Below are 21,937 nucleotides of genomic sequence, written 5' to 3'. Positions count from 1 at the left end.
GCAATATAAGGAACGGCCGTCTAAACTTTATTGAATAGAGAAGTTTGCGCTTAAATCTTCTTCCGAGGTCTGGGGGCCGGGCTCAAAACGCAGCATCCGAAACACGCGCTGCGCTTCATCGGCGAGTGCTTGCAGGGCCGGAGCCGGTACGGGCCCATCGCGGTACGGGTTGGGCGCCGGCGTAAGAGTGACGACGGACGTCCGACTCACCCGACCATCCGGCGCTACCTGCAGCCTGATAACGACCTTGGCCTCAGCTCGAGCCTGCACCGCCGCCGATGGGTAGCGACTATTCTGGGAGAAGAACACCATTGAAATACTGTCTTCGGGCAACGACTGCCCCTGGCGCATGCGGCTGCCCAGGCCGCGCTTCAGCAGCTTAGACTGGGCCACGCGCGGCTGCTCCGTTGTATCGGGCACCACGGCTGGCTGCGGCTTCGGGGCCCGCTGCTTCTTTTGCAAGGGCTCAATAGCCGCGGGCGGCTGGGCCGTCCAGCGGTTGTAGCTGCCTTGCGCACGGGCAGCGGGTGCCGCCATCAGGGCCAGCAGCAAGCACCCGATGAGCAGCAATAATCCGTTGTGCTTCAGGCTGGCGGGAGTCGCGGCACTAGGCTTCATAGTACTTACTACTTGTGAGTTAACGAATGCTGGGAGGCAAATTTTTCCCGGCTTGTAATGCTACGTCTGTCCCGGCAAATAAATTCCCCCTTGCGAAACGTCACGCAGCCTCCTATTTGAGGTGAGTCGCCAGCCAAATGGTTGCAACACTTCCCGCAGGCTTACCCACGATTACAAACACAACATCCGTTCGCGGGCTGCTTCGCAGTATTCAGCCTAAGCGTCTTTTGCAATCAATGCTTCGCCAAACCAGCGAACCTCCGACTATACGGCCACAGGCGCTTTTATGGCTGGGTGCGGCTCGTAATTTTCGAGGGTAAAGTCCTCATACTGAAAGCCGAATATATCCGTCACCTCTGGCTTCAGGCGCAGCTGTGGTAAGGGGCGCGGGGCGCGCGTAAGCTGGAGGCGGGCTTGCTCCAGGTGGTTGGAGTACAGATGCGTGTCGCCGCCAGTCCAGATGAATTCGCCGGGCTCCAAGCCGGTTACCTGGGCCATCATCAGCGTGAGCATGGCGTAGGAGGCAATGTTGAAAGGCACACCCAAAAACACGTCGGCGGAGCGCTGGTAGAGTTGGCAGGAAAGCTTGCCGTCGGCTACGTAAAACTGAAACAGGGCGTGGCAGGGCGTCAGGCGCATCAGGGGCAGGTCGGCTACGTTCCAGGCCGATACTACCATGCGGCGCGAATCGGGCTGGGTACGAAGTAGGCGCACCATTTCGGCTATCTGGTCGATGCTTTGGCCGTCGGGGGCCGTCCAGCTGCGCCACTGCTTGCCGTAGATGGGCCCTAGGTCGCCGTTGGCATCGGCCCACTCCCGCCAGATGCTCACGCCCACGTCTTCCAGCGACTTATTGCTGGTGTCGCCGCGCAAAAACCACAGCAGCTCGTGAATGATGCTCTTGAGGTGGACTTTTTTGGTGGTAACCAGCGGGAAGCCCTGGGCCAGATCGAAGCGCATCTGGTAGCCAAACACCGAGAGCGTACCGGTGCCGGTGCGGTCGGTTTTGGTGGTGCCGTGGTCGAGGATATGACGAACGAGGTCGAGGTACTGCTGCATGAGAAGAATAGCGCCCGCCGAAGCTGGCTGGAAAGAGGTGCGGATAGGTCGAGTTGTCAAAAATAGAAAAAGCCGCCCGGTTTGGGGCGGCTTTTCTGTTTTCGTAGAAATGAAATTTGGACCATCTTGATGCTGGGCTTCTGCTGTACATCGCGAAGTATGAAAATCAATCATTACACACCGCCCTGTTCAGTTTTCGAAGTCATAGGTGGTCGTCTGCCCCGCGATACCAATCTTGACATTATCGACATAGCCGATAAAGTTATTGGCAAAGGTAGGTCCTCCTAGCCCGACCCGAATGCCCCCCCGCCCGTTACCCACGTTGCGAATCGTGGCGTGCGGATACTTCTGAATATAGGAAGCGAGCGTAATCAGGCGGCCGTTATTATCGGGATCACTGAGCACATCGGTCACGATAAAAAAGCCGCCGTGCAAGACGTCCCAGGTTTGCCATGTATTATTCCGGCTGACCCACTGCTCAGGTACTGATATTCCCGCAGGTACGATAAACTGGGCAGTCTGATACCAAGGCGTAAAATTAAGGATATCATCGGCCGTCCCATCGCCGTTGTTGTCGGCATGCAGTACAAAGAAAGGAGTATCGACTAGGGTATCGCGGCGTTCGACGAAGGTAGCATAGGATAGCTCGGTAATACTCGACAGCAAGGTGCCGGCATACTGCGTGTTGCGAACGCGAGAGAAGTTAAAACTGTGATTATGTGTGGCCGTCGTGGTGAACCGCACGCTGCCAGTGCCTAGTATGGGCGTGGCAGGTCCGGGAGAAAACTTCACCGTGGTCGTTGCCGGCACTCCCATGGTCTCATAGGTCCAGCCATGCGGCGTCGCCTCCGTCACCACCAGGGGAGGCGAGGGAAATCCTGGGATGCGTGTGTCTTCTTCACACGCCAGCAGCAACATACTGGCCGTGAGCAAGAGGCTGAGGCGGAAAGCTAGCGCTGTCTTTCGGGCGAGTACGCTGCCTAGGACAGAAATCGGATTAGGCAGCCATTCCGGGAAAGCCGGAGCAGATGGTGGGTTTGGTTCTTTGGCAGCCATTGGTTTCACCGGAATATAGGGTGAGATGTACAATACGTCGTCGCGAGGGGGGTGCTTATCGCAGCTGGGTCTGGAAGACGTAGGCCCCGATTTGCTCGCCCATGGTCTGGCCCTGGACGACGGAGGAACGGGTATGGTAGCCGGCATAGATGCGCGAGACGGAGTTCTCGGTGGCCGCGGGCGTGAAGCCGGCAAAGCCGCGGGTCTGCCTGGCGTTGTTGGTGATGGCGAAGGGCACGGCATCGGTGCCGAAAAAATTCTTCAGCACGGCCGCGGCCGCCCCGCCGGCGACGGCGTGGCCCGACACATAGTCCGGGTCGGGCGGGGTGGGAAAGGCGAAGGGCACCCAGCTCGCATCCGGGCTCGTGAGGGGGTTGTTATCCCGATCCGCCTGCTGAATAGCCGTGGTGGGACGCCAGCGCGGGAAGGCCAGCTTGGTGTCGGCCATGGCAATGTAGGCGTCGGCCTCGGCCACCTGCACCAGCGCCAGCAGCCGCGCCGTGCCGTGGGCACTCTGGGGGTTACTAGCGAGGGCGGCGCGGGCAATGCGATTCCACTGCAAGGGGGAGTTATCCAGCCAGTACAGGGCGATGGCCGTCTGCTCGGCCGTGCGCTGGGTGCTGACAGCCCCCCCAGCGCCTGGATCTCGTTGATATCGGCCGCGTACTCCGCCGAGGTCAGGGCCGGGGCGGCACGCGGCGAAACTGAGCCGCCGAGGTTAAGGCAAAAGGCCGTACGTCCCGCCAGCCGGCCAGGGCAAAGAAGCCGTTGAAGGGGGGAGCGTCAAAGGGGGGCGTAAACTGGTAGTCGCCGGGGTTGCTGCCCGGGGTGTAGGGAATCTGGGCTACATCGGACCGGTCGCCCACCCGGGTGGCCAGCACGGCCTGGGCCGCCGCGTGGCCTAACGCAATGCCCAGCGTCTTGGCCTGGCCGTCGCGAATGGAAGCCAGCGAGACCTGGTAGAGGGAATCGGCGTAGGCTTTTTGCTCGGGCAGCACGGCCACCAGGGCGTGGTGGGCGGCCGTACTCACGGCCGCTTCGGGCGAGGCCAGGGGCATCAGCGGACCTTGCAGGGCGTAGGGCGCGTAGCGGCGCTGGATGTTATTGAGCGCATCGTGCATGGATAAGTTCACGATGGCATAGATGCGCGCCTCGGGGTGGGGCAGGATAAAAAAGCCCGTGGTAGGATCGGCCATGCGGGCCACAGCCACGGTGCCCGCGGTATTCCAGGTCAGCACGGCCTGGCGGCCGCCGACGGGAAAGGGCACCAGGGTGCCATCTTCGTGACAGGCCGTGGCCAGAAGCAGGCAGCAGAGCAGCGGCAGTAACGGGCGTAGCAGGGAGGGAAAGCGAGTTAACGTTTTCATAGAAATAAACAGGTTAGGATAGGTTAGCTACCACAGGCGTGAGTGACCACGAGCTGATACGCCTAGGTGTAGCTGTTTCTAAAAATGCAGGCTTTAAGAAGGACCGACTTAGAGTGGCAGCGAGGAGGGGGCACCGGCAGGGCGCACGAGGAGCAGTAATCCTTTTATACTCACAAAGGAGAAGAGAAGCAGCCGTGTTAACTTGTCTAAGCTACAAAAAAATATCAGACTAGTACTATTAATTATTGTTAAATTTCTATCCGACTTCTTGTAAAGGCTCGTGCCATTTAAGATATATGTTATCACAGCCTATTGATAATTCCTTCCCTTTTGCCAGTTATAATGGCTACGGCACTCTAATCAACAAAGAAGCCCCGCTCACAGGCGTGCCTTCTCCTGTTCACTTTAGCTACTCTCTACAACGACTTTGCGATAGAAGGAGGTCTTATAACGACTTTTTATACTACCGCTTACTGATCTTATTCATTGAAATAGCGCGCTGCTGATTGCTCTTAAACCCATCCATATCATCAGCCCGAAGCGCCAGATGCTTGGTGCTGCGGCCGGTCATGCGCTTGCGCCACATCCGGAAAGAGGACGCCTTCATCATTTTCCGCATCAGCGCAATAACGTCCTTCTCTGCCAGGCCAAACTGCGCTTCGATGGCCTCGAAAGGCGTGCGGTCTTCCCAGCCCATTTCTATGATGCGGTCAACGTCGGCGGCGGAGAGGGGCTGGGGGGCTTTTTCAGGCACTTTCATATACTCCTTGATAAATAAGTAGGTAAGGAAATCATGGGAAATATGATGTATTCCAAAGCATCTGTTGCGCAGGCTACACTATCTCTTAAGGGCTTGTCTCCATGCCACTAATCCCATTGCTAATAGACAACAGCTAACGCCAGCAATCGGATAGACTTTCAACATAAAACACAAATTATAGCCAGTAATACTCGATATGCAGTCTTCCATACTGTTAGTTTCATATTTAAGACTGACCATAACATCTAAAGTTGCCAGACCACAATACATAGCGGCCATAAAAAGCAGTATAGCTAGACCTTTAATATATTTTAAGTGTTGATTAAATTTTATTTCTCTCATTTATTGATACGTGGATGATGCTTTCTTAACCACTCAGTTGTACCACTGTCAGGTTTACTTGTGTCTAGGCCTAATGAGTTAAGTAATCCAAGACTATGAGGATGAATATCAACTGTGACGAAAACTGTATCTGAAGACCCTTTAAGCAGATACCATTGATATTTTTCCGAATTTATTCTTTTTGGACCGACAAAGACATTAGGACTAACATTCAGCTCATATTTTACAGTATCATAGAAAGTAACTTTTGCCTCAGCTTCCTGACACGAAGGAATAAATAATAACGGCAACCAGAAAAGAATATAAATAGTAAGTGGTAACAAGAAGACTCCAATAAAAAATCGATAGAATATTCTCATTATATGCGCATTCTCTTAAAGTAGATAAAAGTAGTACGTAAAATAAAAAGGCATCCACTTTAGCCTTTTTACCGCTAAAGTGGATGCCTTTTTATTTCTTTAATGCTTTACAGCGACTTCGTAACTGGCGCGGCGGCCGGCGCTGGGGTGGCTTTCACGACGGCCGTTTTTGTGTCTTTCTTCATGCAGCAGGCAGCGGTGCCTTTCTCGGGCATGTTGCAGGTTTTGGCGGCGGTTTTCTTGGCCTTCTTCTCGTCTTTACCCTCGTGGGCGGTGGCGGTACCAACGAAAACAAACAGGGCGAGGGCCAGCAGGGCGTTTTTCATAAACGGGGAAGAAGTAAAAGTGAGGAAACAAAACCTGGCGGGGCGTGGTTGGCTTGGCTGCGCCTTTCTAGTGGTATCCATTGGTCTCCGCCGTTTCTAAAGTACAAACAGTGGTTCAAAGCGCCAAGCGCGCCGCTGTTTTGCCCGTTCTAGCTACCCCGAATGCCCCTTCGCAAACTTAGTTACCTCACGCTGCTCGTGTTGGCCCTCATTTCGGCCCTGGGCGTGTATTACGTGGCCCAGCTGCGCTTCAACTACAATTTCAACGACTTCTACCCTGCCGGCGACCCCGACCTGGATTACTACGAGCAGTACTCCAAGCGCTTCGGCAACGACAACGACTACGTGCTGATCGGGCTGGAAGCACCGGCCGATGGCAGCGTGTTCAATGCGCCGTTTCTGGCTCGCGTCGATTCGTTTACGCGCTTTGCCCAGCGCCAGCGCTACGTTGAGCAGGTCACGTCGCCCACCACGCTTACCAACCCCGTGGTGGAAGGCCTGGGCGTGTTCAACATTCCGTATCTGCACCTGGATGAGCCCGCGCGCCTACCCGCCGATTCGGCCATCATCTACCGCACGCCGGGCTTAGTGGGCAACCTTTTTGCCGCCGATGGCAAGGCCGTCACGGTGCTGCTCCAGACCGCGCCCGACCTGAAAAAGCCCCCCGGCGACTCGCTGATGACCAGCCTGACGACCAGGCTCACCCAGCTTGGCTTCGCGGAAGGTGACTACCATATGGCCGGCAAGCTAGTGGCCCAATCGGTGTTTGTTGACCGGTTGCAGCGCGAAATGATTCTGTTTATGAGCCTATCGGTGCTGCTGGTCACGGGGCTGCTGTGGTTTACGTTTCGGACGTGGTGGGGCGTGATATTGCCGCTGGTAGTGGTGCTGGGGGCTATTTTGTGGGGGCTGGGGCTGATGTCGGCCTGCGGGGTTAGCATCGATTTGATGACAGCTTTGCTGCCCGTTATCATGTTTACGGTGGGCATGTCCGATACCATTCACTTCATCACGCGCTACGTGACGGAGCTGGGCTACGGCGCGCCCAAAAGTGAGGCGTTGCGCACCACCATCCGCGAATCGGGCTTCGGCTCCGGCCTGTCGGCCCTGACGACCAGCATCGGCTTTTTTACCCTGATGACCAGCTCCATCCGGCCCATTCACAACTTCGGGCTGTTCACAGGCATCTCGGTGCTGCTGGCTTTTGTGCTCACCTTCACGCTGTTGCCGGCTCTACTCCTGCTGTTACGCAAGCCTCAGCTGCGCGTACCTCGCCAGCACGGCCACGACTGGGACGGCGTGCTGGGTCGCATGTTTCGCTGGGTGCTGGTGCGGCGGCGGCTGGTTTTTGGGCTTGGGGGGCTAATCATTGCCGGGTCCATTGCGTCGGCCATGCAAGTGCGCATTAATTCGGCCCTGCTCGATGACTTGTCGGAGGGCGACCCGGTACGGCAGGACTTCGGCTTTTTTGAGCAGCATTTCGCCGGCGTACGGCCTTTCGAGCTGGATTTGAAGCCGGCAAACGGCGGCACCATCTACGATTTGGCGGTGCTGCGCCAGATTGAGCGCGTCGAAATCTATCTTCGGCAGGATTACGGCCTGAACTTTTTGGCCTCGCCGGTTACCATCGTAAAGTCGGTGCGGAAGGCGCTGAACGGCGGCGATGTGGCAGAATATCGCCTGCCCGATTCGGAGGCTGAGCTGCGCCGCATTGTGGCTAAAGTCAAGCTGTTCCGGAAGCTGCCGGAGTTTCGCTCCCTGGTGCAGCCCGACGCCCGCGAAGGTCGCATCACGGGCCGCATGTCGGACGTTGGCAGTATTCGCGCCGACGCGGCCAATGCCAAGCTGCGCACGTTTCTGGCCCAGAATATCGACGCCAATATCCTCCAAACCCGTCTCACCGGCTCGGCCAACCTCATCGACAAAAACAACGAAAACCTCACCCGCGACATGATTGTGGGCATGAGCATCGACATTGTCATGGTCACGCTGATTGTGCTGGCCTTGTTTCGCAGCCTGCGCATGACGGCCGTGGTGCTGGTGCCCAACCTGGTGCCCATCATCGTAGTGGCGGGCGTGATGGGACTTGCGGGCGTGAATATGAAGGTTAGCACGAGCATCATTTTCACTATCGCCTTCGGCATTGCCGTGGACGATACCATTCACTTTATCAGCAAGTTAAAGCTGACATTACTCAAAGAACCCAATCTGTTTCGGGCCGTGCGCCGCACTTACCTGATGGCCGGCAAAGCGGTTATCGTCACGTCTACCATCCTTGTGGGGGCTTTTCTACCCTGATTTTCTCCTCCTTCGACGGCACGTTTTACGTGGGCCTGCTCATCGGCCTGACGCTGCTCTTCGGCGTCGTGGCCGAGCTGACCCTGCTGCCCCTGCTGATTCTGTATTTTTACAAGCACCGGCCCAAGGAAATCAGGCAGCCCGTGGCGGTGCTGGGGGGCTAATTTGAGGATTTCAAGAGAAGCCCGAGCCCGTACAAACTACGAGGCGCACTTCGCCGTTAAAGTGCCATATGAGTTTCAAGAGGTATTTATTTTTCATCATCACGCTGCTGGTCGTGGGCGGCAACGCGCTGGCTCAGGCAGCCGAAAACGACCCGTTGCTGCGCCAAATTCGGGAGCGGGAGCAGCTGATGCGGGCCTACGAGCAAACCAGCGCCCAGCGCAATGGCCTGTTTGGAAAAAAAGCCTCCAAAAAAGACCTCAACCAAGTAAATGCGGCCCTGCGCCGCATCATTCGCAAAGACACGGAGATTCTGGAGGCCGTGAGGCAGCGCACTCTGCCCAAACTAGCGCAGGTGGAAGTGGCCCGCGAGAAGGCCGAAACAAAGGCCGTGGAGGCTACAAATGGGCAGTATAAGGCTCTGGAAAACCAGATCGAGGAGCTACAAATCAGGGAGATGGCGCGCGAAAAGCTGGAAGTAGAGCGTGAAACCCGCCTGCTGATAGCCCAGGCCGCCGCCGCCGAAGCCGAGCAGGTTCGCACCCGGCACGAGATGCTAGCCATCGGCCTGGCCCTGTTTAGCGCGGGTTTGCTGGGCTACATTCTGTGGCAGCGGCGCAGCAAGGGCAAAGACTATCGTCGGGCCGTTCCGTTTCAGCACCGCAGCCGGCCGCTAGCTGAGTAACAAGATGCTGTTGTTACTTTGCCGTATGAAACTACGCTTGCTTTCCGGATTTTTCCTCCTGATCACCTTCTTCGCTGAGGCTCAAACACCTGAAAATGTTTCGGTTGCGGAGCCCAGCCCCGTTACCCGCCTGATTCAGGAGCGGGAACTGTTAGTGCGCCAGTACGAAGAAGCCAACGCGCGCCGCAACAGTCTTTTTGGCAATCAGCCTTCCAAAAAAGACCTGCAAGAAGTGGTGGAAACACTGAAAGGCATCATCCGCAAAGACACCGAAATTGTGCAGGCCGTGAAGAACGATGCCCTGCGCCGCACCGCTAATATCGTGGCCGAAAAGCAGCAGGCTCAGCAGCAGATTACCGTAGCCAAAACCGACCAGAGCAGCACCCAGCAGCGCTTCTACGACCTGGAAAACCAGATCCAAAACCTGGAGATGCGCGACAAGCAGCGCGAAAAAAAGCTCCTCGATGCCCAAGCCGCCGCTAAAGAAGCCGAAGCCGACCGCACCAGCCGCGAGATGCTGGCCGTGGCTCTGGCCGTACTTAGCGCCGGCCTTCTATTCTATATTTTCCGCCTGCGCCAGCGCATCCCCGCCCGCCGCGCCCGCCGATAAATTTGCCCCCAAACGCTTGGAGAGACGCGACACTTCGCGTCTCTCCAAGCGTTTACTTAACCAAAAAAGCACCCCAGCGGCTCCAAGATGCTACTTCCGGCTGCGCAATACCTGACGTACGCCGAAGCCGTGGATCTGTACAATCAGCTGCGGGAAGCTGAAATTGCGGCCTTGGTCAAAACCTGCGGGCCGCCTTCTCTGCCCTTCGGGAAGGATTGTATTATCAGCTCCTGATTGAGGAAGACGAGGCCCCGGCTGCCCACCAAATCGTCGTTGCCTTTGAGCAGCGGCGCGCCGCGCCAGCATTGCACCGCTGCCCACGCTGCGGCTCCCTCGATACGACGCCGGCACTACGGCAAGCGTGGTGGAAACGGCTGTTTTATGCGGGCACTACGCTTTACGCTTGTCAGCAGTGCGGAAAGGAATTTTCGGGATAAGATAAATGCTGGTTGGCTACGAAAAATACCCGAGTATTGTCGGAAGGCTATACCATTTTGCCTGCTCTATGAAGTCAACCCTGATTCTGCTCTCCCTGCTGCTTTCCATGACCTTGCACGCCCAAACCCGCCCCGCCAAAACCACTCTGTTTGATGCTGGCTGGCGCTTTCATCGGGGCGGCGCGCAGGGGGCCGAAAAACCCGCTTTCGACGATAAGCAGTGGCGCACCCTCGACCTGCCCCACGACTGGAGCATCGAGGACATGCCGGGCACCGCCTCTCCTTTCAACCCCGACGCCGTTAGCCAGGTAAACGGCGGCTTTACCACAGGCGGCACCGGCTGGTACCGCAAAACCTTTGTGGTGCCCGCTACCCAGAAAGGCCAACGCGTTCAGCTTCAGTTCGATGGCGTGTATATGAATGCCGAAGTCTGGCTGAATGGCCAGCTTTTGGGCACGAACCCCTACGGCTACACCAGCTTCTGGTACGACATCACCGACAAAGTGCAGTTTGGGGCCAACAACGTGGTGGCCGTACAGGTCAGGAACGAGGGATTGAACAGCCGCTGGTACTCTGGCTCAGGCATTTACCGGCACGTGTGGCTCACGGTGCAAAACCCGGTGCATGTGGAGCCCTGGGGGGCTTTTTTCACGACGCCGAAGATAACCCCGACCGAAGCCCGGGTAAAAGCCCAGACCAAAGTAGCCAATAAGAGCCCTCAGGCGGCGCAAATCAGGCTTGTTACCACTCTGCGCAGCCCCCAGGGGCGCGAGGTGGCCCGCACCGAATCGAAGCAAACGGTGGCGGCTGGCTCTACGGCTACGCTCGTGCAGGCCCTGGCGGTGAAGTCGCCGGAGCGGTGGTCGGTGGAGAAACCGGCGCTGTACATGGCCCTGACGGAAGTTTATCAGGGCCAGCAGCTCATCGATCAGGTAGAAACGCCGTTTGGTATTCGCTCCATTTCTATCGATGCCAAAAACGGATTTCAGCTAAATGGGCAGACCGTGAAGCTGAAAGGCGGCTGTATTCACCACGACAACGGCCCCCTAGGCGCCCGCGCCTACGACCGGGCCGAGGAGCGCAAGATTGAGTTGCTCAAAGCCAGCGGTTACAACGCCATTCGGTGCTCCCACAATCCGCCCTCACCCGCCCTACTCGACGCCTGCGACCGGCTGGGCATGCTCGTCATCGACGAGGCTTTTGATATGTGGCGACAAGGCAAAAACCCCTACGATTACCATCTGTACTTTGATCAGTGGTGGCAAAAAGACGTGGCCAGCATGGTGCTGCGCGACCGAAATCATCCGTCTATCATTCTCTGGAGTCTGGGCAATGAGATACCGGAGCGCGGCAAGCCTGAAGGCGTAAAAACCGCCCGCCAGCTCGCCGATTACATTCGCACCCTTGATTCCACGCGGGCCATTACCGCCGCCGTCAATGGCCTCGGCCCCGACAAAGACCCCTACTTCGCCGTGCTCGACGTGGCCGGCTACAACTACGCTGCCGGCGGCGACCATCACCAGAAGGATATCTACGCCAAGGACCACGCCCGCCTGCCCAAGCGCGTGATGTACGGCGCGGAGTCGTATCCGCTGGAAGCATTTGGCAGCTGGATGGGTGTGGTAGATTATCCCTACGTGATTGGCGACTTCGTTTGGACCGCCGTGGATTACATCGGCGAGGCCAGCATTGGCTGGCTGGGCTATTGGCAGTACCAAAGCTTTTACCCCTGGAACCTCGCCTTCTGCGGCGACATTGATATTTGCGGCTGGAAGCGGCCTCAGTCCTACTACCGCGATGCGCTCTGGAAAGAAAACCAGGTTTCGCTTTTCGTAAAGCCCCCCACGCCCTCTTTCCCTCTGAACCCCAACCAGAAGGAAGAATGGAGCAAGTGGGAATGGCACGACGTGCTCGCCGACTGGACCTGGCCGGGCCAGGAAAATAAGCCCCTGACCGTGGATGTGTATTCCTCCTGCGAGCAGGTTGAACTTTTCCTGAACGGCAAAAGCCTCGGCACAAAACCCACCACCCGCGCCACCAAATTCATGGCCACCTGGAGCGTGCCCTACCAACCTGGCGAGCTAAAAGCCATCGGCCGCACCGGCGCTAAAGAGGTAGCTACAGCCACGCTACAATCGGCGGATAAACTCACTCGCCTCGCCCTCACCCCTGACCGCCAAACCATCCGCGCCAACGGCCAGGACCTGAGCTATATCACCGTAGAGCTAGTCGACAGCAAAGGCATCCGCCACCCCAAAGCTGATAACGCCCTGAAGTTTGAGCTAAGCGGCCCCGGTACCATTGTCGGCGTGGGCAATGCCAACCCCACCAGCATCGAGAGCTACCAGCGCCCCCAGCGGAACGCCTGGCAAGGGCGGGCGCTGGTTATAGTGAAGTCGGGTGAGCAGGCAGGTAAGATTACGCTGCGGGCTAGTGCGGAAGGGTTGCCGGCTGTGGAAGTGACTATAGCGGCTGAGTAGACAGTTCTTTCATAGCTACTAACTCGTATTAGGATCATTGCTGATTCTCGCAAAAATCCTTTCTGCCTTCAGCCACTATTTCTCCGTTTTCGTTGTTACCAACGATCTATCCAATCCCGATTCCTTTGTCTGAACAACATATCCTCACCGACCCTTACGCGCTGGAAAAAGAGCTGCGCAAGGTGCAGGCCCTGCTGAAGCTGGAGCAGCAGGAAGACCTGGAGCAGTTTAAAATCAAGAGTGCCAAAACGACCATCGCCGAGCGCCAGCACCGCGGCCTGACTTGGTATCCGGTTAAGATTACGAAAGAAGAAATAGGCTTTGGCGGCAAGCTGGTGCTCGAATTGGAGCGCCCGGCCAGCCAAAACAGTCTGCACCTATTTCAAGTGGGCCGTAATGCCGCCCTCTTCGGTAATATTCCCAACCGCGCCGGCTCCGACCGGCCCACGCTCAACGGCGTGATTACGGCCGTGCGCCGCAATAAAATCCTGCTCGCCACTAATAAAGAAGACCTCCCGATTGGGTCGACGAAGGCAAGCTGGGCGTTGATCTGACCTTTGATGAGGTTAGCTACCGTGAAATGGACTACGCCCTGGGCAAAGTCATGGGTGCGTATGAGTCGCGCCTGGCTGACCTGCGCGATGTGCTGCTGGGGGGCAAATTAGCCCGTTTTAAGCCCGATGCAGAAGCCATGCTGTACTATCCGAGCCCGCTGAATGAGTCGCAGCTTGCCGCGGTGCGCCACGTGTTGGCGGCGCAGGATGTGGCTATTATTCACGGCCCTCCCGGCACGGGCAAAACTACTACGCTGGTACAGGCCATCATCGAAACCATCCGGCGCGAGCGGCGGGTGCTGGTGTGTGCGCCCTCCAATACGGCTGTGGACTTGCTCACCGAAAAGCTAGCTGAGCGCGGCGTAAACGTCATTCGCATGGGTAACCCCTCGCGCGTGTCCGATTTGCTGCTGGAGCATACCTTGGACGCTCAGATTATGAATCATAAGAGCTACTCGGAGCTAAAATCGATGCGGCAGACGGCGGAGCAATACCGTGAGATGGCCGGCAAATTCAAGCGCCATTTCGGGTGGGAAGAGCGCGAGCAGCGGCGCATGCTCAAAGAGCAGGCTCACCAGATGCTGCAGGAATCGGATCAGCTGGAGCGCTACATCACGGAGGATTTGCTGGATAAGGTGCAGGTAATCACCTGCACGCTGGTGGGTGCCGGCAACCGCGCCATTCGCCACCTCACCTACGAAACCGTCTTTATCGACGAAGCCGCGCAGGCGTTGGAACCCGGCTGCTGGATTCCGATCACCCGCGCCAACCGCGTGGTGCTGGCCGGCGACCACTGCCAATTGCCCCCCACGGTGAAAAGTGAGCAAGCCGCCCGCGACGGTCTGCGCGAAACGCTGTTCGAAAAGTGCATTCAGCGCCAGCCCGACGTGGCCCGTATGCTGGAAGTGCAATACCGTATGCACGAGCAGATTATGGCCTTCAGCTCGGCCCAGTTCTACGACAACAAGCTCATAGCCCACTCCACCGTCCGCCACGCCGACCTCCCCGACTACGACCTCCGCTTCGCCCCGACCTGGCCGTAGAGTTTCTGGACACCGCCGGCTTTGGCTTCCAGGAAATGGGCATCGCCGAAAGCCGCTCCGTGGCTAACCCCGAAGAAGCCGACTTACTCCTACGCCGCCTGGCCGAGCTGCTGGCCGCCTACGTGCCCGAAGACCACCTGGAAGATCTGCTAACGGTGGGCGTAATTGCCCCCTACCGCTCCCAGATCAACTACCTGAAGGACAAAGTAGAAGAAACGCCTGAGCTAGCCGAAATGACCACCCACCGCCTGCTCACCGTGGGCACCGTGGACGCCTTCCAAGGCCAGGAACGCGATATTATCTGCGTATCGATGACGCGCTCCAACTCAGCCGGCGACATCGGTTTCCTCTCCGATATCCGTCGCATGAACGTAGGCATGACCCGTGCCCGCCGCAAGCTCCTCATCGTAGGTGACTCCAGCACGCTGGGTCGGCACCCTTTCTACAAGGACTTTCTGGATTATGTGGAGAGTATCGGGGCGTATAGAACGGCCTGGGAGATGCAGTAGGGCCTCACGTGGGCCATTTCCCGTGGAAAAGGGGAGCCTAATGGCGCGGCTATGTCGGTTCCTGCCTCCGCTACTACTACCGATTTGGCAGCAGCGTTTATGATATTTTTAACATTTAAAAAGCCCCCCAGAATATTTCTGGGGGCTTTTTACATGTTAAACCACGAGAAGATCAACGACAGATAGACTGTTAGCTTTAACTGTGCAGGTATCTCGCTGCTCTACTTTACCATTTACTGTAACAGAATACGCCCTACTACCTGTTGATTTTCCCCTATCGTAAGCTGCACAAAATAGAGCCCTGGGGATAAGTTACGCGGGTAAACAAATACTTGACCACCCACCGGGGCAGCAGAGATACCTTGCTCATGTACTACTTGTCCGAGACTATTGAGCAACGCAAGCGTCCCGGCCTGCATTAGCAACCCGGCGGGTAGCCCAACATTAAACTGTTGGTGTGCAGGGTTTGGATATAAGGTAACGAGTCCTCCTAGCGGGGTGCTGGTCCTTGTTGCTAAAGGCACTCCGCGACCGTTCAGTCGGATGGTGACCCCACCGCGGCCTCTATTATCATCGGTAACCAAGTCCAAGTCACCATCACCATCAACGTCGCCCAAAATCAAGTCCCATTGTACACCAAGACTGGAGAAACCCGCCATACTAGTGAGCGTAGCGCGCCCATCATTGAGAAATAAACGTACGCTCTGAGTAGCATTGGCAGTAAAATCAAAGCCATACGTCAAGACATCTAGGTCACCATCAGCATCTACATCGCCCAATTCTAGTACGTAGGCAACATCATTGCTGGCAGAAATGAACCGACGCTGTCCGGCACTGGCGAAGCGCGCTGTGCCATCGTTGAGCAATACTGTTATTCCCCACTGCCTAAAATCTGGTCGGTCAGTTAGTACAACATCCAGGTTGCCATCACCGTCCATATCACCAAGCTTTAGGGTGGTAGGTGCCCTATCTAATACTACGTCAGCGTTGGTAATAAATTTGCCGTTGCCATCATTGAGCCGCACTGTTAGCACGTGGTTAGTTCGACTTAAAGTACCCACTGGTGCTGCCAGCAGATCTAAGTCACCATCATTATCGACGTCACCGAGGCGAATGAATGAAAATGAACTACTCATCTGCTGCTGCGGCTCAGCGCTGAAGTTGCCAGTTCCGTCGTTATGTAGTGTTGAAATAGCAGTTTGGCTTGAGTTGCCCGTTATTATGTCAAGGTCTCCATCCCCATCTATGTCGCCTACCTCCACAGGGAACTCATGGATGCTGCCTCTTACTCCCCTAGTGGCAACAGTCTCTGCTTGAGACTAAGTAGCCCAGTCCCGTCATTGGAGAAAACAACAACATTGCTCCCCTCGGAGGTTATTACATCCAGGTCTCCGTCTCCGTCAAAGTCCCCGAGATGTAAGCAGGCATAAGCGTGTTCTATCCGCGTATAGACCGGTGGGGCAAATTTACCGTTGCCCGTGTTGAGGGCCACCGCAACATAGTCGTCACCATTGGTGTCTACACTGAGTACCATATCCAGATCACCATCACCATCCATGTCACCCAGCCGGATAGCGGAGGAAGTGAGTTTGAGGGGCAAATCGGAATCAGCGACAAATGTGCCCTGCCCAGTGCCGCCTGTAGCCACCCTGAACTGGTACACCTGCTTGGACGAAGTCTTGCCTTGTACCCCCAAAAGCGCGTCGGGTGAGGTCACGCTCACCAACTCACCAGGAACAAAGTCCAAGGTAGGGTTAAAGGTGAGCGAGCCTGTGCCAGCTCCAGTCAGTACACCGGCTCGCAGGCCCTGACGCTGGCTGCTATATACACGCAGATGAGCAGCGGCGGACGCGCTCACAGGTTGCGAAAATTCCATGGTTAGATTCGCACCAGGGGCCACATTAAGGCCATTTCGGCTGGGCAACAAACCCGTTGCAGTCGAAGATGTAAATACCTCGCGGCTAGTAGCCGTACCGCTGGGCGTCGTAATGCTCAGAGGGCCGGTGCCAGCGCCAGCGGGCACCAACACTGTAAGCTGATTGCCGGACAGTAGCTTGAAGCCAGGGGCCGTCACACCGTTGAAGCGCACGGCAGTAACGCCGCCAAAATAAGTCCCCGTCACCGTAACCAGCCGGTGCACTGCGCCGCTACCGGGCGTAAAGCTCGTAATGGAAGGCGTTGGTACCGTGAACGGACTAGTACTCGTAGCCACGCCATGAGGTGAAGTAACGACAATTAGGCCAGTAGCCGTATTAGGATCAATAGTGAGTTTGAGTTGGCTCTCCGACTCTACCGTAAAGGCTACTGGCACTCCACCTATTGTTACGCGGGTCACGCTGCCTAGTCCTAGTCCTGAAAGCGTGATTTCGGCACTTGCGCTGCCACTCTGGGGGGTAAATCCTACAATAACGGGCGCAATAGAATGGTTTAAATAGGTAAACAGACCTGTCTTCGTATCAAGTCTACCAGGAACAGTCAAGCTGTCACCACCCAAAACGATATCTAGGCTGCCATCGAGGTCAAAATCAGCTACGGTTACATGGTCTGGGTTGGTATTCTCCCCCACTACGGCAGCCTGACTAAAGTTTCCTGCTCCGTCATTGGAGAGCAAGTGAACCCCTAAATAGCGCTCATTATTTGCCACTAGAAGATCGAAGTCACCATCAGCATCAAAGTCGCCTAAGCGCAGATAGCTCGACCTTCCCAATGAGCCTATCACCTGCATAGGGCCAAACTCACCCCGCCCGTCACCCCGATATAATATTGCGCTTCCCGAGGTACCTAAAACTAAGTCGAGGTTACCATCGGAGTCAACGTCACCGACCTCTATTGCGGCGCCCGTCTGCCCACCCAATGACAGCGGGGGCTGTGGCACAAAGCTTCCATTTCCCATTCCTAGGCTTTTGTAAAGAAAGGCAGTACCGGTACCCGAGGTCAGTAAGTCGAGCATTCCATCATTATTGATGTCAGCTAAGCTTATAGCCATGGCATAGGGCGCCGAAGCCACATTTGCCTGCCGTAGAAAGGTTCCATTGCCCAAATTCAGGGAAACCATAACGCTATCCACCTCCCGGATCAGGGCCATTATGTCGGGTAAGCCGTCCCCGTTTAAATCGCCAATGACTATGTTCGGTGCTGTGCCGCTTACCTGATGTACCAGCTGCGCTGGGCCAAAGCTGCCCGTGCCCGTGCCAGCTCGCCAGACGAGGCGATTAATTTCCCGGTTGTTTGAATTGCGTGTGACGTATTCGCTCATAACCAGATCCAGGTGAGCATCCCCGTTGATGTCCGCTACTTTTAGAGCCCGTATCAATGGGTTAGCCAGTGTAGTAGTGCGCACCCCAAAATGGCCCTTGCCATCATTAAACAATAGGCGCAGGCGGTCCTCTCTTCCTTCACTGTTTATTAAGTCAGGAGCTCCATCTTCATCAAAATCTCCAGTGGGGCCGCTACCAAATGCCACGTAGCTTGCCCAGCGCAGGTTATTGCGGCCAGGTCCACCCGTGGCGGCAGTAAAGTCGTATACCTGGGACTGAGCTGTATTGGAGGATAGTTGGCTGGGTACGGGCAACGAAACCTGCACCCGTTCACCTGGTGTAAAATCCAGAGCTGGATCAAAACGCCGCTCCGCCGTGCCCACACCGCTAGCAGTGCCTGTACGACGCCCCTGCCGCTGTTCACTAGTTACGACCAGGGCAGCAGCGGCGTTAGCGTCCAAGCTTTGACTCAAGCGCAAAACCACATCCGCGTTATTAGGGGCACGCAGGGAGTTGCGAGCAGGACTAAGATTTATTGCGGCTACAGGTTCAACTACTGTAAAACTGCCCGCACTGCTGCCCGTTCCGCCCGGAGTCGTAACAAGCAGCGGGCCGGAAACTGCTCCAGCGGGTATAATAGCCACACATTGAGTGGGTGATAAAACCTGCACGGCCGCTACTGCCCCACCCCCAAAAGTTACCTGCCGGGCGCTGTTTAGGTTAGTGCCGCTCAGCACCACGCGCGCGCCAACGGAGCCTTGTGCTGGCGAGAAAGAAGTCACTGTTGGAGCCGGGCGCCCTTGGTTAAACCGGACAGTTAATGCATTATTTTCCCGATTATTATATACAACGTCTAAGTCCCCATCTCCATCGAAGTCTCCCAACTCAGAACTAAATACTAGGTTGCCTTGCGCAGCTAAAATTTGAGTATTCGGTTGGTGTACTCCCCCATGCCCGTCGCCTAGCTGTACATTTAACTCAGCGGGCGGCAGAATCGATCCGTCGCTGCCACCTGCGGCGAGGGTTAGTATGTCAAGGTGACCGTCCGCGTTGACATCAGCCAAGCTGACGGACCGCGGATACACACCGACTTCAATTGGGGTGGAGCGGGGACCAAACTGCCCAGTACCTTGCCCGGGCCATATGGCCAGCATGCCAGGCAAGGTAGCAGTGGTGCTGCCGTAGTTGTAAGCAACAACTACCGCATCGGGAATTCCGTCCTCCGTAAGGTCACCCACGGCTAAGTCTTGTACACTTCGCGGCAAAAAAATCCGTGCTGGAGTTTGAGCGGTAAGCCCACCCCGTCCGTCATTTAGGATAGTCACCAGCTGGTCGCCCTGCCAAGGCGAAGACAGGGCCAATACATCAAGGTCACCATCCCGATCCAGGTCGGCTAGGCGCAACTGATAGATATTAGGACAGTTAGCTATGCCGGCTAAGGTGAACGTTCCGCTTCCATTATTGAGAGCTACCCGCACTATATCGTTGTCCTCCCGGAAAACTATGTCCAGATCACCATCAGCATCTAAGTCGCCCACGCGTATCTTGGTTGCCTCCCGCACAACAGAGAACGGTGTACCAGGTGTGAAGCGTCCCTGTCCGTTGTTATGCCACACGCTAATGCGGGGTATTCTCAAGGCGTCCGAATAGCCCTCTGATACGAGCAAGTCGAAATCGCCATCCCCATCCACATCGACAGGCAGTATCTCGCCTGAGGCACCTACTAGGGCAGGCGGGGCGCTACTTGCCATCGGGCTAAAGCGGCCCTGTCCGTCATTGAAGCGCAATTCCAGAGTACCCGAACCGGTGACCTGAGGGCTGCTAATAAGGTCGAGGTCGCCATCGTTATCTAAGTCGGCTGCTCGTACTCCAACCGAAGGCGTTGGTAGCGGGATACTCGTGCTACCCGCTTCCGCGAAGATGCCCTCGCCTGAGCCGCCCGTTGCCACCCGAAACTCTACTACCCGGGGCTGCACCGAACCACCTGAAGTTCCTGTTAGGCCTGCTGGCAGGCTTAACGCTACGTGTTCGCCCGGAGCAAAAGCTGGGTTAGGAGTCAGACTCAAGGTGGTAGTGTTTCCACCACTAATGCCCCCCAGCTGCCGCCCCGCCGTTGCGAACCAAATACGTGCATGGCAGGAGCCGACAAGTCGGTAATCGGACTAGCAAAGGTAGCCTGTAGATTTGCGGTAGCACTTACATTGAGGGCATTTGCTTGTGGTGTAGTAGACGTTACAAGCACTGGAGGCACAGGCCCCTCTGTCACAACGAAGGGTTGGACGGAAGTCACTGAGCCTCCTACGGTAGTGATGCGTAGCGGTCCCGTGCTGGCACCGGTCGGCACTACTGCCACCACCTGCGAATTAGAGTTAACCACAAAGCGCGCACTTACGCCATTGAAATAAACGCCGGTAGTGCTACTAAGATTGGTGCCCGCTAGGCGGATGCCGGTGGCTCCTACTGGCCCAGCCCCTGGCGAAAAGGCATTTAAGGTGGGAATTCCTACTGATGGAGCTAATCCATCTCGGCCCAATATTACGCGGCCCCGCTGCTCATCAGCCGTGATTAGGTCCAGGTCACCATCACCGTCTACGTCCCCTAGCGTTACGCCTAAGGAGGTGGGCAACCCAAACTTGGCCGTTAATTCTAACGCTCCAAATTGAGCAGCTAAACCACCTGTTCCATTATTAAGAAACGTAATAATTTGCCCCCGCGGCCCTGTGCTACAACCAGATCTGGGGCGCCATCAGCATTCACGTCTCCAGTACGTAGCCCCGTGGGAGTGCTACCAGGCGGTAAGGCTAAGGTAGTAGTACCAGTAAAGCCGCCCAAGCCGCTATTAAGGCGCACGCTCACCGTCCCATCAGCTGCGTTGGCGGTAACCAAGTCCAGGTCGCCATCCAGGTCTAGGTCAGCTAGGTCCAGGTCAGAAGGCGCCCCGCCTACCGCCACGCTCGTAGTGCCGCTAAAGCCGCCAAGCCCATTATTGAACCGGATACTAACCGAATTACTGCCACTATTGCTGGTGAGAACATCTAAGTCGCCGTCATTGTCCAAGTCAGCCAGCTGCACCGTAGTAGGCTCTATACCTACGCTTACACTAGCGGTAGCGGTAAACTTAAAAAGTTGAGCGGCACCACCATTGAAGCCTACCGTCACGGAATTACCCCAGTGGTTAGCCGACACAAAGTCCAGGTCCCCATCGCCGTCTACGTCGCCGGTAGCCACGCTTACTGGTCGTGCGCCCACTGATACTAATTGTCCAGCTAAATTGAGGAAACCGAAACTTCCAGCATGGTCGCCAAATCCAATACCTACGGTGGCGTTATCAGCATCGCCCGCCAGCAAGTCTAGATAGCCATCCTGGTTTATATCGGCCAGAGTAGCTCCACTAGGTGTACTTCCTACAACGGAATTGAAAAGTGGCGTAAAGTGCCCCTGGCCGTTATTCATGTATGAATACATGCCGAACAATCCCGACGAGGTCACTAGGTCTAAGTCGCCATCATTATCAAGGTCTCCCAGTAATTGATCGCGGGAGTTAGTGGGAGCAACTTCAGTTGTGTCGAGGAAGAAACCTTGCCCTAATCCCGCAGTTGCAGCTGTAAAGGTGTATACATGGCGCCTGGCCCCTATACCTCCCGTACTCGTAAGCGTGGTAGGTATACTTACGCTTACGCGCTCGCCAGGAGCATAGGGCTGAACTGGCGAAAAGACCAGCGTAGATGTGTGGCCACCGTTAAGCCGACCGGAAAGCAGGCCGCGTCCCTGACTACCATAAACCCGCAGATTAGTAGCCGAGGAGGTCGTAATAGCTTGCGTAAAATTCAATGTCACGGGCTCCACGCGGGGTGCTGCCGCCGCATGACGCACAGGTTGCATGCTTACTACAGTTGGTGCTTGTGCCCACACCGTTGAGCCACTGCCTATCCCAAGGAAAACCCAAATAGATAGAAAAAATAAAATATTACATGTAAAGTATTGACGCATACGCCTATAGCTGATGAAGTAAAAG

Annotated in this window: 22 protein-coding genes; 10 read left to right on the top strand and 12 right to left on the bottom strand. The window is 56.2% G+C overall.

Features of this window, described 5'->3' with window-relative positions:
- Positions 1–27 precede the first annotated feature (27 nt).
- The 8 genes from H9L05_RS16535 to H9L05_RS16500 form a co-directional block, all read right to left on the bottom strand.
- Positions 28–618: an energy transducer TonB gene (locus H9L05_RS16535; protein WP_187731862.1), complete on the bottom strand. Its 591-nt coding sequence runs from the start codon at positions 616–618 to the stop codon at positions 28–30.
- A 264-nt stretch (positions 619–882) separates the two neighbouring features.
- Positions 883–1,677 (bottom strand): thymidylate synthase, encoded by a 795-nt coding sequence (locus H9L05_RS16530; protein WP_187734308.1) that lies wholly within the window; start codon positions 1,675–1,677, stop codon positions 883–885.
- 189 nt (positions 1,678–1,866) lie between these two features.
- On the bottom strand, positions 1,867–2,733 hold the full coding sequence (locus H9L05_RS16525; protein ID WP_187731861.1) for a hypothetical protein: 867 nt from the start codon (positions 2,731–2,733) through the stop codon (positions 1,867–1,869).
- 55 nt (positions 2,734–2,788) lie between these two features.
- Positions 2,789–3,295 (bottom strand): vanadium-dependent haloperoxidase, encoded by a 507-nt coding sequence (locus H9L05_RS16520; protein ID WP_187731860.1) that lies wholly within the window; start codon positions 3,293–3,295, stop codon positions 2,789–2,791.
- 115 nt (positions 3,296–3,410) lie between these two features.
- Positions 3,411–4,100, bottom strand: coding sequence for a hypothetical protein (locus H9L05_RS16515; RefSeq protein ID WP_187731859.1), 690 nt, complete (start codon positions 4,098–4,100; stop codon positions 3,411–3,413).
- Positions 4,101–4,563: 463 nt separating this feature from the next.
- Positions 4,564–4,860: a TIGR03643 family protein gene (locus H9L05_RS16510; RefSeq protein ID WP_187731858.1), complete on the bottom strand. Its 297-nt coding sequence runs from the start codon at positions 4,858–4,860 to the stop codon at positions 4,564–4,566.
- A 338-nt stretch (positions 4,861–5,198) separates the two neighbouring features.
- Positions 5,199–5,525 (bottom strand): hypothetical protein, encoded by a 327-nt coding sequence (locus H9L05_RS16505; protein WP_187731857.1) that lies wholly within the window; start codon positions 5,523–5,525, stop codon positions 5,199–5,201.
- Between the two features lie 143 nt (positions 5,526–5,668).
- Positions 5,669–5,887: a hypothetical protein gene (locus H9L05_RS16500; protein ID WP_187731856.1), complete on the bottom strand. Its 219-nt coding sequence runs from the start codon at positions 5,885–5,887 to the stop codon at positions 5,669–5,671.
- Positions 5,888–6,049: 162 nt separating this feature from the next.
- On the opposite strand from H9L05_RS16500, the gene H9L05_RS16495 reads away from it, so the two are divergent.
- From H9L05_RS16495 to H9L05_RS26345, 10 genes are all read left to right on the top strand, one after another.
- A complete protein-coding gene (locus tag H9L05_RS16495; RefSeq protein ID WP_223284516.1) occupies positions 6,050–8,185 on the top strand; it encodes an efflux RND transporter permease subunit in 2,136 nt (711 codons plus the stop codon).
- 29 nt (positions 8,186–8,214) lie between these two features.
- On the top strand, positions 8,215–8,349 hold the full coding sequence (locus tag H9L05_RS25200) for a hypothetical protein (protein WP_262892558.1): 135 nt from the start codon (positions 8,215–8,217) through the stop codon (positions 8,347–8,349).
- Between the two features lie 68 nt (positions 8,350–8,417).
- On the top strand, positions 8,418–9,032 hold the full coding sequence (locus H9L05_RS16490; protein ID WP_187731855.1) for a hypothetical protein: 615 nt from the start codon (positions 8,418–8,420) through the stop codon (positions 9,030–9,032).
- A gap of 25 nt (positions 9,033–9,057) precedes the next feature.
- On the top strand, positions 9,058–9,642 hold the full coding sequence (locus H9L05_RS16485) for a hypothetical protein (protein WP_187731854.1): 585 nt from the start codon (positions 9,058–9,060) through the stop codon (positions 9,640–9,642).
- Between the two features lie 87 nt (positions 9,643–9,729).
- The gene (locus H9L05_RS16480; protein WP_187731853.1) at positions 9,730–9,876 is read left to right on the top strand and encodes a hypothetical protein; all 147 of its coding nucleotides are present in this window, start codon (positions 9,730–9,732) and stop codon (positions 9,874–9,876) included.
- Positions 9,858–10,079 carry a hypothetical protein gene (locus H9L05_RS16475; protein WP_187731852.1) on the top strand — a complete coding sequence of 74 codons (222 nt, stop codon included), beginning with the start codon at positions 9,858–9,860 and terminating at the stop codon, positions 10,077–10,079. Before H9L05_RS16480 ends, H9L05_RS16475 begins: the two co-directional genes overlap by 19 nt.
- Before the next feature lie 68 nt (positions 10,080–10,147).
- Positions 10,148–12,559, top strand: a complete 2,412-nt coding sequence (locus H9L05_RS16470; RefSeq protein ID WP_187731851.1) for a sugar-binding domain-containing protein — start codon at positions 10,148–10,150, stop codon at positions 12,557–12,559.
- 125 nt (positions 12,560–12,684) lie between these two features.
- Positions 12,685–13,113 carry a hypothetical protein gene (locus H9L05_RS26355; protein WP_317174995.1) on the top strand — a complete coding sequence of 143 codons (429 nt, stop codon included), beginning with the start codon at positions 12,685–12,687 and terminating at the stop codon, positions 13,111–13,113.
- Between the two features lie 26 nt (positions 13,114–13,139).
- The gene (locus tag H9L05_RS26350; RefSeq protein ID WP_317174994.1) at positions 13,140–14,156 is read left to right on the top strand and encodes an AAA domain-containing protein; all 1,017 of its coding nucleotides are present in this window, start codon (positions 13,140–13,142) and stop codon (positions 14,154–14,156) included.
- Between the two features lie 35 nt (positions 14,157–14,191).
- The gene (locus H9L05_RS26345; protein ID WP_317174993.1) at positions 14,192–14,665 is read left to right on the top strand and encodes a C-terminal helicase domain-containing protein; all 474 of its coding nucleotides are present in this window, start codon (positions 14,192–14,194) and stop codon (positions 14,663–14,665) included.
- Between the two features lie 233 nt (positions 14,666–14,898).
- On the opposite strand, the gene H9L05_RS16460 is transcribed toward H9L05_RS26345, so the two are convergent.
- The 4 genes from H9L05_RS16460 to H9L05_RS16445 are packed head-to-tail and all read right to left on the bottom strand — an operon-like array spanning position 14,899 to position 21,912.
- A complete protein-coding gene (locus tag H9L05_RS16460) occupies positions 14,899–15,927 on the bottom strand; it encodes an FG-GAP-like repeat-containing protein (RefSeq protein WP_187731850.1) in 1,029 nt (342 codons plus the stop codon).
- 23 nt (positions 15,928–15,950) lie between these two features.
- Complete coding sequence (locus H9L05_RS16455; RefSeq protein ID WP_187731849.1) at positions 15,951–19,988, bottom strand: FG-GAP-like repeat-containing protein; 4,038 nt, start codon at positions 19,986–19,988, stop codon at positions 15,951–15,953.
- The gene (locus H9L05_RS16450; protein ID WP_187731848.1) at positions 19,985–20,548 is read right to left on the bottom strand and encodes a hypothetical protein; all 564 of its coding nucleotides are present in this window, start codon (positions 20,546–20,548) and stop codon (positions 19,985–19,987) included. Before H9L05_RS16450 ends, H9L05_RS16455 begins: the two co-directional genes overlap by 4 nt.
- 41 nt (positions 20,549–20,589) lie before the next feature.
- The gene (locus H9L05_RS16445) at positions 20,590–21,912 is read right to left on the bottom strand and encodes an FG-GAP-like repeat-containing protein (protein ID WP_223284515.1); all 1,323 of its coding nucleotides are present in this window, start codon (positions 21,910–21,912) and stop codon (positions 20,590–20,592) included.
- Positions 21,913–21,937 lie beyond the last annotated feature (25 nt).

This window comes from Hymenobacter qilianensis, from assembly GCF_014489555.1.
Classification (GTDB): domain Bacteria; phylum Bacteroidota; class Bacteroidia; order Cytophagales; family Hymenobacteraceae; genus Hymenobacter; species Hymenobacter qilianensis.
This window is presented reverse-complemented; position numbering and strand designations above follow the sequence as displayed.

What these genes read in the sequence shown, in the direction of transcription:
- H9L05_RS16480 (WP_187731853.1), top strand. Translation starts at nt 9,730, where the DNA reads ATGCTACTTCCGGCTGCGCAATACCTGACGTACGCCGAAGCCGTGGAT.
- H9L05_RS16485 (WP_187731854.1), top strand. Translation starts at nt 9,058, where the DNA reads ATGAAACTACGCTTGCTTTCCGGATTTTTCCTCCTGATCACCTTCTTC.
- H9L05_RS16510 (WP_187731858.1), bottom strand. Translation starts at nt 4,860, where the DNA reads ATGAAAGTGCCTGAAAAAGCCCCCCAGCCCCTCTCCGCCGCCGACGTT.
- H9L05_RS16515 (WP_187731859.1), bottom strand. Translation starts at nt 4,100, where the DNA reads ATGAAAACGTTAACTCGCTTTCCCTCCCTGCTACGCCCGTTACTGCCG.
- H9L05_RS16535 (WP_187731862.1), bottom strand. Translation starts at nt 618, where the DNA reads ATGAAGCCTAGTGCCGCGACTCCCGCCAGCCTGAAGCACAACGGATTA.
- H9L05_RS16445 (WP_223284515.1), bottom strand. Translation starts at nt 21,912, where the DNA reads ATGCGTCAATACTTTACATGTAATATTTTATTTTTTCTATCTATTTGG.
- H9L05_RS16500 (WP_187731856.1), bottom strand. Translation starts at nt 5,887, where the DNA reads ATGAAAAACGCCCTGCTGGCCCTCGCCCTGTTTGTTTTCGTTGGTACC.
- H9L05_RS16495 (WP_223284516.1), top strand. Translation starts at nt 6,050, where the DNA reads ATGCCCCTTCGCAAACTTAGTTACCTCACGCTGCTCGTGTTGGCCCTC.
- H9L05_RS26350 (WP_317174994.1), top strand. Translation starts at nt 13,140, where the DNA reads ATGGACTACGCCCTGGGCAAAGTCATGGGTGCGTATGAGTCGCGCCTG.
- H9L05_RS26345 (WP_317174993.1), top strand. Translation starts at nt 14,192, where the DNA reads ATGGGCATCGCCGAAAGCCGCTCCGTGGCTAACCCCGAAGAAGCCGAC.
- H9L05_RS16490 (WP_187731855.1), top strand. Translation starts at nt 8,418, where the DNA reads ATGAGTTTCAAGAGGTATTTATTTTTCATCATCACGCTGCTGGTCGTG.
- H9L05_RS16470 (WP_187731851.1), top strand. Translation starts at nt 10,148, where the DNA reads ATGAAGTCAACCCTGATTCTGCTCTCCCTGCTGCTTTCCATGACCTTG.
- H9L05_RS16530 (WP_187734308.1), bottom strand. Translation starts at nt 1,677, where the DNA reads ATGCAGCAGTACCTCGACCTCGTTCGTCATATCCTCGACCACGGCACC.
- H9L05_RS16525 (WP_187731861.1), bottom strand. Translation starts at nt 2,733, where the DNA reads ATGGCTGCCAAAGAACCAAACCCACCATCTGCTCCGGCTTTCCCGGAA.